General features: G+C 47.1%; 14 protein-coding genes. 12 read left to right on the forward strand and 2 right to left on the reverse strand.

The features are described 5' to 3' along the window. Positions 1 to 10 precede the first annotated feature (10 nt). The 4 genes from purH (at position 11) to ilvA (ending at position 5,851) form a co-directional block, all read left to right on the forward strand. A complete protein-coding gene (gene purH / locus NST25_RS03325; protein WP_076279485.1) occupies positions 11 to 1,558 on the forward strand; it encodes a bifunctional phosphoribosylaminoimidazolecarboxamide formyltransferase/IMP cyclohydrolase in 1,548 nt (515 codons plus the stop codon). Positions 1,559 to 1,581: 23 nt separating this feature from the next. Next, a complete protein-coding gene (gene purD, locus NST25_RS03330) occupies positions 1,582 to 2,847 on the forward strand; it encodes a phosphoribosylamine--glycine ligase (RefSeq protein ID WP_076142419.1) in 1,266 nt (421 codons plus the stop codon). A 287-nt stretch (positions 2,848 to 3,134) separates the two neighbouring features. Then, positions 3,135 to 4,430 carry an SEC-C metal-binding domain-containing protein gene (locus NST25_RS03335; protein ID WP_076128473.1) on the forward strand — a complete coding sequence of 432 codons (1,296 nt, stop codon included), beginning with the start codon at positions 3,135 to 3,137 and terminating at the stop codon, positions 4,428 to 4,430. A gap of 158 nt (positions 4,431 to 4,588) precedes the next feature. After that, complete coding sequence (gene ilvA, locus NST25_RS03340) at positions 4,589 to 5,851, forward strand: threonine ammonia-lyase IlvA (RefSeq protein ID WP_340393306.1); 1,263 nt, start codon at positions 4,589 to 4,591, stop codon at positions 5,849 to 5,851. 87 nt (positions 5,852 to 5,938) lie between these two features. Here ilvA and NST25_RS03345 read toward each other — a convergent pair whose 3' ends face one another. Beyond that, entirely contained in the window at positions 5,939 to 6,877 is a 939-nt protein-coding gene (locus NST25_RS03345) for a hypothetical protein (RefSeq protein WP_340011895.1), read from the reverse strand. 50 nt (positions 6,878 to 6,927) lie between these two features. Then, complete coding sequence (locus NST25_RS03350) at positions 6,928 to 7,590, reverse strand: DUF1129 family protein (RefSeq protein WP_076128474.1); 663 nt, start codon at positions 7,588 to 7,590, stop codon at positions 6,928 to 6,930. 183 nt (positions 7,591 to 7,773) lie between these two features. Between NST25_RS03350 and NST25_RS03355 the strand changes: the two genes are divergently transcribed. The 8 genes from NST25_RS03355 (at position 7,774) to NST25_RS03390 (ending at position 14,863) form a co-directional block, all read left to right on the forward strand. Then, entirely contained in the window at positions 7,774 to 7,974 is a 201-nt protein-coding gene (locus tag NST25_RS03355) for a hypothetical protein (RefSeq protein ID WP_036680885.1), read from the forward strand. Between the two features lie 1,072 nt (positions 7,975 to 9,046). Further along, positions 9,047 to 9,529 (forward strand): hypothetical protein, encoded by a 483-nt coding sequence (locus tag NST25_RS03360; protein ID WP_340393307.1) that lies wholly within the window; start codon positions 9,047 to 9,049, stop codon positions 9,527 to 9,529. A gap of 114 nt (positions 9,530 to 9,643) precedes the next feature. Beyond that, positions 9,644 to 10,474 carry an alpha/beta fold hydrolase gene (locus NST25_RS03365; protein WP_076195105.1) on the forward strand — a complete coding sequence of 277 codons (831 nt, stop codon included), beginning with the start codon at positions 9,644 to 9,646 and terminating at the stop codon, positions 10,472 to 10,474. 85 nt (positions 10,475 to 10,559) lie between these two features. Next, on the forward strand, positions 10,560 to 11,336 hold the full coding sequence (locus NST25_RS03370) for a class III extradiol ring-cleavage dioxygenase (protein WP_038568677.1): 777 nt from the start codon (positions 10,560 to 10,562) through the stop codon (positions 11,334 to 11,336). 204 nt (positions 11,337 to 11,540) lie between these two features. Further along, on the forward strand, positions 11,541 to 12,638 hold the full coding sequence (locus tag NST25_RS03375; RefSeq protein WP_076104156.1) for a DUF3048 domain-containing protein: 1,098 nt from the start codon (positions 11,541 to 11,543) through the stop codon (positions 12,636 to 12,638). 202 nt (positions 12,639 to 12,840) lie between these two features. After that, positions 12,841 to 13,458 carry a DUF47 family protein gene (locus NST25_RS03380; RefSeq protein WP_036686871.1) on the forward strand — a complete coding sequence of 206 codons (618 nt, stop codon included), beginning with the start codon at positions 12,841 to 12,843 and terminating at the stop codon, positions 13,456 to 13,458. A gap of 13 nt (positions 13,459 to 13,471) precedes the next feature. Beyond that, positions 13,472 to 14,464 carry an inorganic phosphate transporter gene (locus NST25_RS03385; protein ID WP_036686873.1) on the forward strand — a complete coding sequence of 331 codons (993 nt, stop codon included), beginning with the start codon at positions 13,472 to 13,474 and terminating at the stop codon, positions 14,462 to 14,464. Positions 14,465 to 14,545: 81 nt separating this feature from the next. Further along, positions 14,546 to 14,863 (forward strand): hypothetical protein, encoded by a 318-nt coding sequence (locus NST25_RS03390; protein ID WP_340393309.1) that lies wholly within the window; start codon positions 14,546 to 14,548, stop codon positions 14,861 to 14,863. The last annotated feature ends 261 nt before the right edge of the window (positions 14,864 to 15,124 follow it).

Consider the following 15,124-nt stretch of genomic DNA (forward strand, 5'->3'; position numbering starts at 1 on the left):
ACTATTCAAAGTGAGTATCAAAAGAGCGCTAGTTAGCGTATCGGATAAACAAGGTATCGTGGATTTTTGCCGCGAGTTGTCTGCATTAGGCGTAGAGATTATTTCCACAGGTGGAACAAGCACGCTTTTGGCTAAGGAAGGTGTTCCAGTCATCGGTATTTCCGATGTTACAGGATTCCCGGAAATCATGGATGGACGTGTCAAAACCTTGCACCCGGCTGTACACAGCGGATTGCTAGCGGTTCGTGACAATGAGGAACACACGCGTCAAATGAAAGAGCTTGGTCTGGACTACATTGATCTGGTAGTAGTAAATCTGTATCCGTTCGCGGAAACCATTGCTAAACCGGATGTATCGTATGAAGAAGCCATCGAGAATATCGATATCGGCGGACCGACGATGCTGCGTTCTGCGGCGAAGAACCATGCTTTTGTAAGTGTAGTGGTAGATGCTAACGACTATGCTACAGTGCTTGAAGAGGTTCGCGCAGGTGGAGATACAACGCTGGAAACACGCAAACGTCTTGCGGCAAAAGTGTTCCGTCATACGGCGGCTTACGATGCCTTAATTTCCGATTATTTGGCTAATGTTACTGGCGAACCGCTTCCTGAGCGCTACACCGTGACTTATGAGAAAATTCAGGATCTGCGCTATGGCGAGAATCCGCATCAAAAAGCGGCTTTCTATCGCAAGCCTTTGGCTGCGGGGGATACTCTTACAGCAGCTGAGCAATTGCATGGCAAAGAATTATCCTACAACAATATCAACGATGCTAACGCAGCGCTGCAAATCGTGAAAGAATTTGAAGAACCTGCTGTCGTAGCCATTAAACATATGAATCCTTGTGGTGTAGGTGTCGGTGAAAGTGTATACGAAGCTTATCAAAAAGCTTACAACGCAGACCCAACCTCTATCTTTGGCGGAATTGTAGCCGCTAACCGGATTATCGATGCAGACACTGCTAATCTGCTGAAAGAGATTTTCCTCGAAATCGTATTGGCGCCAGGGTTTACGGATGAAGCACTGGAAATCCTTACGAAGAAAAAGAACCTGCGTTTGCTCAAAATCGGCAATCTTAGCACGGCTAGCGCGCGTAAGAGCAGCTTCGTAGTTACCTCTATTGATGGAGGAATGGTTGTACAGGAGAGCGATGTGCATTCTGTGAACCCGGATGATCTGCAAGTTGTTACGGACCGTAAGCCAACCGAAGAAGAATTGAAACAGCTGTTGTTCGGCTGGAAGGTAGTTAAGCATGTGAAATCTAATGCGATTGTATTAGCGGCGGATGATATGACAGTTGGCGTAGGTGCAGGGCAAATGAACCGCGTTGGCGCGGCAAAAATTGCGATTGAACAAGCTGGCGAGAAGTCCAAAGGATCAGTCCTTGCCTCTGACGCCTTCTTCCCAATGGGAGATACACTTGAAATGGCAGCTAAAGCAGGCATTACCGCAGTTATTCAGCCAGGCGGCTCCATTAAAGACGAAGAATCGATCAAGGTCGCGAATGAGTATGGAATTGCTATGGTCTTCACAGGCGTCCGTCATTTCAAACACTAGAACGCTGGGAGGATTTTATTCTAATGGATATTTTAGTGGTTGGCGGCGGCGGCCGGGAGCATGCGATTATTTGGAGCCTGTCCCAAAGCCCAAAGGTTGGTAAAATCTATTGCGCACCCGGCAACGCCGGGATCGCGCAGCTAGCAGAATGTGTGCCTATCGGTGTGTTTGAGTTCGACCGTCTGACGGCTTTTGCCAAAGAGAAGGAAGTAGGTCTTGTTGTAATCGGACCGGATGATCCGTTAGCAGGGGGCATTGTGGATGCTTTTGAAGCACAGGCTATTCCTGTGTTTGGTCCGCGCAAGAATGCAGCTGAGATCGAAGGCAGCAAAACCTTTATGAAGGATCTTTTGCACAAATATAATATTCCGACAGCAGCCTATGAAAAATTTGATGGCTATGAAGCTGCACTGGCTTACTTACGCGAGCAACCGCTGCCGATCGTAATCAAGGCAGATGGGCTTGCCGCAGGAAAAGGCGTGACCGTTGCCTATTCACGGGAAGAGGCAGAGCAGGCACTAGCTGATATTATGGTAACCAAAGTGTTTGGTGAAGCTGGCGCTCAGGTTGTCATTGAAGAGTTCCTAGCGGGTCAGGAAATGTCGATTTTGGCTTTTGTTGATGGAGAGACAGTTCGTCCGATGGCTGCCGCTCAGGATCATAAGCCCGCTTACGATGGAGATAAAGGCCCTAATACCGGTGGAATGGGTACCTATTCGCCTCTGCCGCATATCGACGAGGCGATTATCCAAGAAGCGATTGAGACCATCATTAAGCCAACAGCCAAGGCTATGGTAGCTGAAGGCCGTTCTTTCAGCGGCGTTTTGTTCGCAGGGCTGATGATTTCTCCAGAAGGTAAACCAAAGACCATCGAATTTAATGCCCGGTTTGGGGATCCGGAGACACAGGTCGTGCTGCCTAGATTGAAGAGCGACTTGTTAGAAATCTTTTTGGCAGTAACCGAGGGTAGACTTGCGGATATCGACATTGAATGGAGCGACGAAGCAGCGGTGTGCGTGGTTCTCGCTTCTGGAGGATATCCAGGCTCTTATCCTAAGGGAGTGCCGATCGAAGGGCTTGAGGACAGCCAAGGAGGGCTGATCTTCCATGCCGGTACAGCACGGGGGGCAGATGGCAGCTGGGTAACGAACGGCGGACGGGTCTTAGGCGTGGTAGGCCTGGGTGCTACGATTGCCGAAGCTCGTTCAGCAGCCTATGCTAGGGCTGAAGGAATCTCTTTTTCCGGGAAACAGAATCGCAGCGACATCGCTATGAAGGCTCTGGTATAAGGATAAAGCACTGTATCTAGCAATTTTTTGCGCTTTAAGTCCTAAAAAAGGACTGACAAGTGATAGAAGAAGTGCTATAATACTACACGTACGGGGGAAAATGTGCGGATATATACAGATAAGGGCCTTTCCGATCATGGGAAGGCCCTTTTAAATCGGAGTCCTTCAGACTTTGTGCAGTAACCTTATAAAGGATGCCTCGTGCCTGAAAATGTTGATACTTATAGTGCATACTAGCGATACGCTTATGGCGAATGGCTACTCACAGATTTAAGGGGGAATTCGTTTTGAGTAAGATTGGAAGAAATGATATGTGTCCTTGCGGAAGCGGGAAAAAATATAAGAAATGCTGCCTAGGGAAAGAAACTTCTGCAGTGGAATCCATCATGCGACTGGTAACAACGGAAGAATCCGCTGCTACTGTGGCTGTGGCCGAGAAACCAGAAGCGGCAGCAATTCCTGAAGCTAAGCTTACCCTAACTACTCTCAAAAAAAAGGTGTCACGTGATCTGAAATGGGAGCATCCGGCGCATGAACAATTGGCTCTGCATCTTATTGAGACCATGAGAGACAGCTATGACCGGGAGCTAATCTGGGAAGGTCTGGTTCTATGGAATGGTTATTCCCGTCACATCAAGCCTGCAGTGAAGAAAATGGGCTCCTTCTGCGCGGCTATCGAATTTATCTTGTCTGAGGAATATGGTTTCCTTCAAACTCAAGCTGATCTAGCGATCAAACATGAGGTTACTGCACCTACCATCTCCAGAAAAGTTAAAGAGATGCTTAATTATATCGAACAGTACGGCATGGGCGGGGCAGAGGAAGAATTACTTTTGCTCAACGTTTCAGGTACTCCGAAGGATCAGGAACAGGCTTTGCTGCAAAAAGCAATGGAAACTAAAGCATCCAATCGCCGGATACAGCTAGCAGAAGCGGCATTGGAAGTTTATCCGGACAGTCCGGACGCCTATCTCATTTTGGCTGAGGAAGCCGAGAATGAAGCAGATGCCCGTGCTTATCTGAAAGCAGGGATGGAAGCGGGTGCGCGTGAGCTTGGAGAAGCCTTTTTCACTGAGAACAAAGGACATTTCTGGGGTCTTTACGAGACACGTTCGTACATTCGAATCTGCAAAAGCTACGCTGACTCCTGCTGGTTTAGCGGAAATGCAGAAGAAGCACAAAAGACGCTGGAGCACATTCTAGAATTGAACCCAGAAGATAACACAGGTGCACGTTACCTTCTAACGGCAACGTACCTTTACACTAATAAGCTTAAGAAGACCGAGAAGGTACTGGAGAAGTTCGGCAAGGATGCAGCAGCAACAGTAGCATATGACCGTATGGTTTTAGAATATAAGAAGAACGGGATTACTTCCCAGCTCAAAATGCTCTACCGCGTGGCAAAGAATGTGAACAAGCATGTGCCAGATTATCTGTTAGGTATCAAAAGATTGCCGCATAACCTGCCTGATTTTGTAGGCGTGGGTGACGCTAACGAGGCTATCGAATATGTTATTGTACATTCACGTTTGTGGACAAGCTTACCAGACCTGGTGAAGTGGATGCTGAAGCAACAGGACTAGTAGGTTTCATAGCGTAGGGATAGCAAATACTAGTAAGAGACTATAGGGTTCCTTTAGTCTCTTTTTCTTTATCACTGATTAGGATGCTTGAAAAAATGTCCTCGGGAGAGTATGTTACAAGAAGTAGAATAACAGATAGATAGTGAGGCGAGAGGGTTATGAGAGAAGAGGAAGACCGAATCGTAGGAATGGAAGATATTGTGCGGGCTCATCACGTACTGCGTGAAGTCATAATCCGGACACCCCTACAACGTGATGCTGTGCTGTCAGCCAAGTATGATTGTGATGTGTATTTGAAGCGCGAGGATTTGCAGATTGTACGTTCTTTCAAAATCCGCGGAGCTTATAATATGATTCGTAGTTTGTCAGCAGAAGATAGAGCAAAAGGGATTGTCTGTGCGAGTGCGGGCAACCATGCACAAGGCGTAGCCTATTCCTGTAAAGCGCTTGGAATTAAAGGCAAGGTCTATATGCCAAGCACTACGCCTAACCAGAAGGTTAAGCAGGTTCGGCGGTTCGGCGGTGAGTTTGTTGAGGTCATTCTGAAGGGAGATACCTTTGATGACGCTTATGATGAAGCACTGCAAGCTTGTATAGATCATGGGATGACGTTGATCCATCCCTTTGATGAGCCACGAATCATTGCGGGCAACGGCACCATTGCAATGGAAGTGATGGAGAGTCTGGACAACCCTGCAGACTTTATGTTCATAACCATTGGTGGAGGCGGTCTGGCAGCGGGTATAGCCACCTATGTGAAGACAGTTAGTCCTTCTACCAAGTTGATTGGTGTGGAGCCACTCGGAGCAGCTTCTATGACGGAAGCGATTAAGCTTGGAGAAGTGGTGACTCTAAAGGAAATTAATAAGTTCGTGGACGGAGCGGCTGTAAAACGTGTTGGCGGATTGACGTACGATATTTGTTCCCGTCATCTGGATGACATCGTGATGGTGCCTGAAGGTAAAGCTTGTACCACGATTCTAGAACTATATAACGAGAATGCCATAGTGGTTGAGCCAGCAGGTTCGCTGCCTATCGCAGCGCTTGATCAATATCGTGATCAAATCCGCGGCAAAACAGTTGTCTGTATCATAAGCGGCGGCAACAACGATATTGACCGGATGCAGGAGATCAAAGAGCGTTCATTGATTTACGAAGGCTTAAAACACTATTTCATGGTGAACTTCCCGCAACGTGCAGGTGCGCTGCGTGAGTTCTTGGGCGAAATCCTTGGACCTCACGATGATATTACCCGTTTCGAGTATATCAAGAAGCATGATAAAGAAAATGGTCCCGCGCTTGTGGGCATTGAATTATTGTCAACGGATGCCTACGAACCTCTCATCGAACGGATGCAGCAGAAGGGCGTCGATTATGTAGAGATCAATAAGGATTCTAATCTCTTTAACATCCTTATTTAAGGCTCGCATCCACTTCATAATCACGTTAATGAACATAAACAAGCCCGTCCCTATTCATTTCAGGGACGGGCTTTTGTGGTTTCTTTATTAGAGAGGTAACGAAGTCTTACGATATTGCTCGACCTCATCGGTCAATTTATAGCTATTATCTTTCATTAATTTCATGAAGCTATCCAGCTTTTGTAGAAATGGGCTGCTGTCATTATTTTTGGTCAGAATACTGGAGTAAGCCTTTTGCGCCTCCAAATCCATTTCCAGATTGTCATAATGGAAGAGAGGAGTGTTATTCTGGCCGTAAAACGTATTATTCACATACATAGTGTACAAGGCTTTTACAGCAGAAATTCGGTTTGATTTTGGATGATTTTGAATGAATTGCTCTTGAGATAAAGCTCTGGCTGCTACCTCAGTCCAGGCGATAACTAGCCCGTTGTCCTTGGAAGAGGGCAGATCCGATTCGGTGGCCATAATGGTAATATAAGCGCTGATATCATTGGTGACGTATAGCTTGTACTTGCGGTAAGCCCCATAATCGATCACCGGGAAAAAAGTACCCTCAGCTGTCTCCAGCTTATATCCGCTTTCGCTGGCACTTTTCAGCAGTGTACGCAGCTGGAGATCATCAGTAATAGCAGCAAGAGAAGACATGCTGGCGCCTGCTTTATAAATGGCGGTGAGCTTCCGCTGGACAGCATTGGTACTGAATTTACTTTCCCAGGCTTGCAGCGCAGCTTTATGCAGATTCTCAAGCTTCAGGGTCAGCATTGTTGCACGATACGACCCTACCGCATACATATTGGAGTTCAAATATTTTATGGCTTCGGGTAACTTGTCAGAGGTAGATAACAGCGGTAATGCAGCTTTATAGACAGCCTCTGCATGATTATTGCTAGCTGCTTGAGGAATTGCCTTAGCGCCTTCCCCAGGAGGGCTGGTAGCACCTTCGGCGTGAATAGCACTGGGCACTATGCCTAGCCCTAAGGCTATAGCTAGAACGGAGTAGAGAATATGATGCTTCTTAATCATGGAAGTTTCCCCCTATCTATCGGATGGAATAATGTTTTCAGCCTAGGTATTTATTTTTTGAAAAATATAAATTTCAGTCCCAACCCCCCAATGATGCACAGAATTAAACTTACCCACGGGGATATTGTAATGACCGGAAATAACCTATCGAGGAACATACCGATAAATACAGCAGCTACTGCGATGCCAATATAGATGCCAAGGCTTTTTATATCAAAAGGTTTGGCACTGGGTGCATCGCTTTCCGACAAGGAAGACATCCATTTCATAATGAGTTCAATTAAGATAATGGAGCCTACTCCCACAGCGAGCAGGGTGAAAAGGCTGATCTGTCCGAACATTCCAGGTGAATCGTCAGTCCATTGGAAGAAGAGTCCACCGATTGCCAATATCCCAAAAAGACAGGTCAGAGCTGCGCAGGGAATCATCAAGTAATAGTTCCATTTACTGCGCACCGGGCGCCCGGGAACACTGTCTATGATTTCTTTAAAATAATCGTGCGGATTCTCGCCGAATACTTGCTTGGCATTTTTCCCTTTACGTTGTTCCTTCAACAGCAGCTTGGCCGCATCCAGCAAAAGTTCCTCTCCGCGCAGAGGGTCAATTCGACTGGCTCGCACCGCAAGGATCATATCTTCTAAATAGGAGCGATTGAAGGGCGTCAACTGCTCACGCAGGGCGTTATTTTCCTTAATCATATCTTTCACTTTCATAATTTGGATGTAAACCTCCAGTGTTGTTAATCGGTATAGTCTTTAACCTAGAGTATACGTTTGCATGACAGGTCTACGCAAGGACAACCATTTCTATGGCGATATGCATAATCCTTTTAGAAGAGTGAACACTGATAATGTTGTTGCTTGATCAATATAGCATTGGGAAAGGTTGGGAGCTTTATGGAACATGAGAACAAGAAAGAACAGGGAAGATCCATGGGCAACGGTTTCGAGCCTACGCCCAATAATTCAATGGGGGATTGGGGCGGCTCCGATGGATTCAGCATGTGGGATTCCGCAGAAGATGCTCCCGAGGGCTTGCTTAAGGATTGGGAAGGCAGCCATGAAACCCATGAGATGTTTAACGACAGCTACGATTGATTAACAACCCTGGTCATTCATCTCGAAAAAACAACAGAGCAGCGATCCACCGATACTGGGGATCGCTGCTCTTTGTTTTTTGGTGGGGTTCTGAAACCCCGGAACCCCGGAACCCCGGAACCCCGGGACCCCGGAACCCCGGAACCCCGGGACCCCGGAACCCCGGAACCCCGGAACCCCGGAACCCCGGAACCCCGGAACCCCGGAACCCCGGAACCCCGGAACCCCGGAACCCCGGAACCCCGGAACCCCGGAACCCCGGAACCCCGGAACCCCGGAACCCCGGAACCCCAGAACCCCGGAACCCCGGAACCCCAGAACCCCGGGAACTCCAGAGCTCCCAGACCCCCGGTTGTCGTAGCATCCACCATCTTTCGGACTCAGATGACGTTATTAGCCAAATTATCGCCTTTTCAGCACAGTTTCGGACCCCAGTGATGCTATTGCTCGAAAAGTAGCTCTTATTTGCTGTTTTACAGGGTGATAGCGACTATGGGGTCCGATAGAATTCAAAAAGTGTGCTAAATCTGCGAATAGGGTCTTCTGAGTCCTATAGAGCCTGCTGAATCCGATGGATTCAGCAGCGGGATTTCCGCGGAAGATCCCCCCGAGGGCCTGCTTAAGAATTGGCAAGGCAGCCATGAAACCCATGAAACCCATGAGATGTTTAACGACAGCTACGATTGATTAACAACCCTGGTCATTCATCTCGAAAAAACAATAGAGCAGCGATCCTCCGATACTGGGGATCGCTGCTGTGTGTTTTTTGGTGGGGTTCTCAAACCCGAACCCGAACCCAAACCCAAACCCAAACCCAAACCCAAACCCAAACCCAAACCCAAACCCAAACCCAAACCCAAACCCAAACCCAAACCCAAACCCAAACCTCAAGCACCCCCAGACCCCCGGTTGTCGTAGCATCCATCTTTCGGACTCAGATGACGTTATTAGCCAAATTATCGCCTTTTCAGCACAGTTTCGGACCCCAGTGACGCTATTGCTCGAAAAGTAGCTCTTATTTGCTGTTTTACAGGGTGATAGCGACTATGGGGTCCGATAGAATTCAAAAAGTGTGCTAAATCTGCGAATAGGGTCTTCTGAGTCCGCTGAAGCTACTGAGTCCGCTGGAGCTACTGAGTCCGAAGGAGCTGCTGAGTCCGCTGGAGCTACTGAGTCCGAAGGAGCTACTGAGTCCGCTGGAGCTACTGAGTCCGCTGGAGCTACTGAGTCCGCTGGAGCTACTGAGTCCGCTGGAGCTACTGAGTCCGCTGGAGCTACTGAGTCCGCAGAAGCTACTGAGTCCGCTGGAGCTACTGAGTCCGCTGGAGCTACTGAGTCCGCTGGAGCTACTGAGTCCGATAGAGCAGCCGAGTCTGCTGGAGCTACTGAATCCGATAGAGCTGCTGAATCCCGGATTGGCGGTTCCAATCCACTCGACGTGGGTGCCCCAGAGCATCCTCATGACTTACAGGACACCCTGTTTGTCGCGCAGACTCTAATGCCCAAATACTCCGTGCGTTTATTAAGAATTGTCCCCTTGCTGTTGACAATATGAACGAAATCTTTATAATTAGATTATAATTCATACTAAGTTAATCGGAATTCTAATAAATTAAAATAAATTAAATTATAAATATAAATATAAATATAATTATAGGAGGATGCGGCAATGGAACGGAATATTGTAATCCGGCATAACGGAGAAGAATTGACGGCGAGCATACATTACCCGAACAAAGAGAAGGGAACCTCTTCGCGTTGCAAGGATAGACTGCCATTAGCCGTGATCTGCCACGGATTTGTGGGGAATCGGATTGGCGTAGACCGGATTTTTGTGAAGGCGGCTCGTGAGCTGGCACAAGAGGGATATATGGTTATTCGTTTTGATTATGTGGGCTGCGGCGAGAGCAGCGGGAATTATGGCGGCGAAGATATGGAATCGATGATCGCTCAGACTAGAGCGGTGCTTGATTACGGAATTAGCTCTGCTGATGTGGACCCACAGCGCGTGACGCTGATTGGCCATAGCCTGGGTGGCGCGGTGGCGCTGCTGACAAGTATTCGCGATCGCCGCGTGAAGAATCTCGTGTTATGGGCCTCTGTTGGTTATCCTTTCAATGATATTGTGAAAATTGTAGGGCGGGAGGCGTATGATCGTGCTGTGAAGAATGGATCAGCCGATTATGTGGGCTACTCGTTTACGCCGGTATATTTTAATTCTTTGGCGGCTTTTCAGCCCTTCCAAGAAGCGAGCAAATTTAGCGGCGATGTACTGGTCATTCATGGCACCTCTGATGATGTCATTCCGGTGGATTACGCTTTTCTTTATCAGAAGCTGTTCTGGACACGTCCCGAAGGACGTTGCGATAAAGAGATCATTTTTCAAGGGGATCACACCTTTTCTTCTGGACCGGCGCAGCAGCAGCTGCTTAAGCGGACTATAGAATGGATGAACGAACAAGAGCATCTGCAGACAGAGTGGCAGAATTGGATGATTTAGGAGAAGGTTTTTATTCGCATTAACTTGCAATAAGCGGTAAAATAAAGATGCACACCATATACTGGGTTATGGAGGTTGGCATCCTATGAAATTACCGTCATTTTTTATTGCGCACGGTTCTCCGCTCCTCGCACTGGAGGATAACGAGTATACCCGTTTTCTGGAGCGGCTTGGTCAAGAACTTGAAGCGCCACGCGGTATAGTAGTTTTCTCAGCGCATTGGGATAGCCCTGAACAGCTACTTACCGTTGATGAACTGCACGAGACACAGCATGACTTCTACGGATTCCCTGAAGAAGTTTACACGCTGACCTATCCGGCCCCGGGCGATCCGGCCCTAACAAGACGGATTTCTGAGCTCTTCAAGGATAACAATCTATCACATCAGCCCGTTCTGGGGCGAGGACTCGATCATGGAGTCTGGGTGATACTGAAAAAAATGTTCCCGAACGCCGACATTCCGGTAGTTGCTTTATCCGTCGATTCCCTGCGCTCTCCCAAGGAGCAGTACAATATCGGGCGGATGTTAGCACCGCTTCGTGACGAAGGCATACTGCTGATTGGAAGCGGTGGACTTGTTCACAACTTGCGGATGCTAAGTGAAAGTGAGCAGCCTGAGGATTGGGCACTTGAATTCGATGCCTGGATTGCCAAGGGACTAGAAGCCTGGGATTTGCCTTCACTTTTTGCGTATGAGAAAAAAGCTCCACATGTACGCGATGCGGTTCCTTCTTATGGAAGAGAGCATTTTGCACCTCTCTTTTACGCGATGGGAACAGCGGATGGCAGCAGGAAGGCAGAGCGGATTTTTCAGGCTTATCAGTATGGGACATTAAGTCTTAATTGCTGGAAGCTAGACTAACTGAATGAATAAGAGACCCGCAGGGTGCAGCCCCAATGGCTGTACCCTTTTTTTAATATGAGAATTTATCTATTCCATGCTATAAAATTTCCTTATGCTCGCTATGAAAAAAGGGAGAAGGTGATCAAGACAAATGGGACTGACTGTGATTAAATGGAAGGAATCAGTGAGTTTCATAAAACGTTTAGGAGGAACTACAAGCTTATGAAAGTAAATTGCTCTTCTTCCCGTCTGTTATCTGCCATTGTATTGACCACCCTATTGCTCTCCGCTTGCGGAACACAGAGTGCAAATAATGAGATCACCCCGACACAGCAGCCTACCGCAGAGCCCACGCCTATCGAAACGATTCAACCCTCACCTACTATTGATCCCGCTGCTGAGCTCGTATCCGGATTAACAGGTCTTCCAGTTTCTGAAGACAGTCTTCCACGTCCCTTGGCCGTAATGATAAATAATGCTCCTGCCGCCCGGCCGCAATCGGGGGTTAGTGAAGCAGATATTTTGTATGAGATTCTTGCCGAAGGTGGCATTACGCGTTTGATTGGTATTTTTCAGAGCCATACAGGTGTGGTGAAAATCGGACCGATTCGCAGCATCCGCCCCTATCTGCTGGATATTGGCGAGAGCTACGGTGGTGTGACGGTGCATGCAGGAGGAAGTCCGGCAGCTTACGCCATTTTGCAAAAAGAGAAAAAAGAAGATATGGACGAGATCGGCCGTGCCGGAGCTTATTTTTGGCGGGATAAAGCGCGAAAAGCACCTCATAACCTGTACAGCAACGCAGCCAAACTGCGGGAAGGTGCCGAGAAGCTTGGGTTTGCGCAAAGTGTGAAGGTACCCGGGTATCTTTTTAACAATCCAGATTACATACCGGCGGACGGAGAGAAAGCCGCTGAATTTAGCATAAACTATCTGCTCAAAAGTTATAAAGTTGACTATAAATATGATCCTAAACGTCAGACCTATCAGCGTTATGTGAATGACAAACCTCATTTGGATCTAAATAACGATAATCCGGTGGAAGCGGCCAATGTGATGGTTATTGGAGCCGATCATAAAGTGCTTGATGATGTCGGAAGACTTCAGATTGATGTGGAGCTTGGCGGGGAAGCGTTGCTTTTTCAGCGGGGACAGGTCACCAAAGGCAGATGGTCGCGTGAACCAGGGGATGTGATCCGCTTTGTGAGGGATGGAAAAGAAGAGCTGATGTATCCAGGAATTACCCATATTTTGGTGGTCCCTAATGCACCTTCATTTAGCAGTCATGTGGTATATGGCGGGGCGGATGGTACAACATAAGAAAGTCGGAATATCCAGTGTTATACAGATTTGTGTTCGGAATAATGGGTATGTGTTAATAGAGTGTAAAAAAGTTCATTTCTATAGCTTCTATACCTTGTACGGATATGATAAGATAACAAGGGTTGTCATTCATTTTCATGCTTTTTACATATGAATGGCTCTGTATTCACGGTAATTTTATGTAAAGGGGTTTAAAACAATGAAGTTGAGAAAAAAGGACATATTCTTTGAGACGCTGGAAAATATGGCCGATACTATTGTCCAAGCTGCAGATTATTTTGCTCAGAATATCACTGATCTCCGGAATAATGTCGATAATTTCGCTGCAGAGATGAAAAAGTACGAATCCCAATGTGATACTTACACGCACACCGTCATCAAAGAATTGAACAAGACGTTTATTACGCCGCTTGAACGTGACGACATTATGGACTTGATCACAAGCATGGATGATGTCATCGATGGTCTGGAGGCATCCGCCTCACGTTTCTATATGTACAACCTTCTTGACCCGGATGAATACATTGTGCAATTCGCCGAAATTCTTCGCCAGTGTGCTTATGAAATCCAAAAAGCGGTTCATTTGCTCTCCCAGAAGAAATTGTTGGCGATCCGTGAATATACAATCCGTCTGAATGACCTTGAGAATCAAGGGGACGAAGTGCTGCGTATTTGTACTAAGGTCCTGTTCGAAACTGTAAAAGACCCGATTGAGCTGATTAAACGCAAGGAACTGTATGAGCGGCTCGAGACCACTACAGACAAATGTGAAGATGTAGCCAACATGTTGGAATCGATCATCATGCGCAACTCATAAGGGGTACTAGAATATGGAAACATCTATATGGATTCTTGGAATTGTTATATTTCTCGCGCTTGCGTTTGACTTTATCAATGGATTCCATGATACGGCCAACGCAATTGCTACCTCTGTCTCAACACGTGCCTTAAAACCGCGAACAGCAATTATTATGGCAGCACTGATGAACTTTGTTGGGGCCTTGATGTTTACAGGTGTGGCCAAAAAAATTGGCGGAAGTATCACCGACCCGACCTTGCTTGAAAATGGGTTGGATATCATAATAGCCACGCTGATTGCTTCGATTATTTGGAATTTGATTACTTGGTGGCTCGGAATTCCATCCTCATCGTCTCATGCACTGATCGGCGCTTTAGCGGGTGCAGTATACGTGGGGGCAGGCTCAGCACACATCAATTGGGGCGGGTTTGTGGAAATTGTCGAAGGACTGATTTTCTCCCCAATCATTGCGTTTGTTATTGGTTATATTATCATGACCATCCTGAAATGGATCTTTGCTAAGCGTAGTCCACATACGGTCAACAAGGGCTTCCGCTCTATGCAGGTCCTTACGGCAGCGTTACAGTCGTTCACACATGGTACGAATGATGCGCAAAAAGCGATGGGGATCATTACTTTTGCACTCGTTACCTCAGGACGTCAAGAAACTATGGATGTTATCCCTTTGTGGGTTAAGATAGCTGCAGCTACGGCTATGGCGCTCGGTACCTCCATTGGCGGTTGGAAGATTATTAAGACTATGGGTACGAAGATCTTTAAAATCGAACCTATTAACGGTTTCGCGGCTGATATTTCCGCGGCATCTGTTATTTTCTCAGCAACGCTGCTGCATTTGCCAGTAAGCTCAACGCATGCGATCACATCAGCGATCCTTGGGGTAGGCTCTGCCAAACGTTTCTCTGCAGTGAAATGGGGAGTAGCCGGACGTATTGTGGTCACTTGGTTCATCACGATTCCAATCAGTGCGGTATTAGCAGGTCTGATTTTCAAAATCATTTTTTAAACACCCTTTAATAAAGATGTCAGTTAGCCATTGGGCTGCGGACATCTTTTTTTGTTGTGTGGACATGAGGATGGGTGAAGAATGTACGGTATAAATCCCGTAGAAATGACGAAGTTTGGCGCTAGAGGGGGAATGTACGGTATAAATCCCGTAGAAATGATGGAGTTTGGCGATGGAGGGAAAATGTACGGTATAAATCCCGTAGAAATGACGAAGTTTGGCGCTAGAGGGGGAATGTACGGTATAAATCCCGTAGAAATGGCGGAGTTTGGTGATGGAGGGAAAATGTACGGTATAAATCCCGTAGAAATGACGAAGTTTGGTGCTGGAGGGGGAATGTACGGTATAAATCCCGCTGAATTTACCAAATTCGGGGTGGTGACAAAAAGAAGAGCATAAATGCCCTAGAATTAGGGACACTTCGTCGAAGAAGCAGAAATAAAGGCATAAATGCCTTAGAATGGGTGAACTAGCGTCGAAGAAGCAGAAAGAAAGGCATAAATGCCTTAGAATTAGTGGAATAGCGTCGAAGAAGCAAAAAGAAAGGCATAAATGCCTTAGAATGGCGGAACCTGACTTGTATGAGGTTGGACCAGCCCAACTTAACACATTTCAAGGGAACCCAGCGCACCTAAATCCAGTCCATCGTAACGTAACCTA

This window comes from Paenibacillus sp. FSL E2-0190 (assembly GCF_037992965.1).
Classification (GTDB): Bacteria; Bacillota; Bacilli; order Paenibacillales; family Paenibacillaceae; genus Paenibacillus_AQ; species Paenibacillus_AQ odorifer.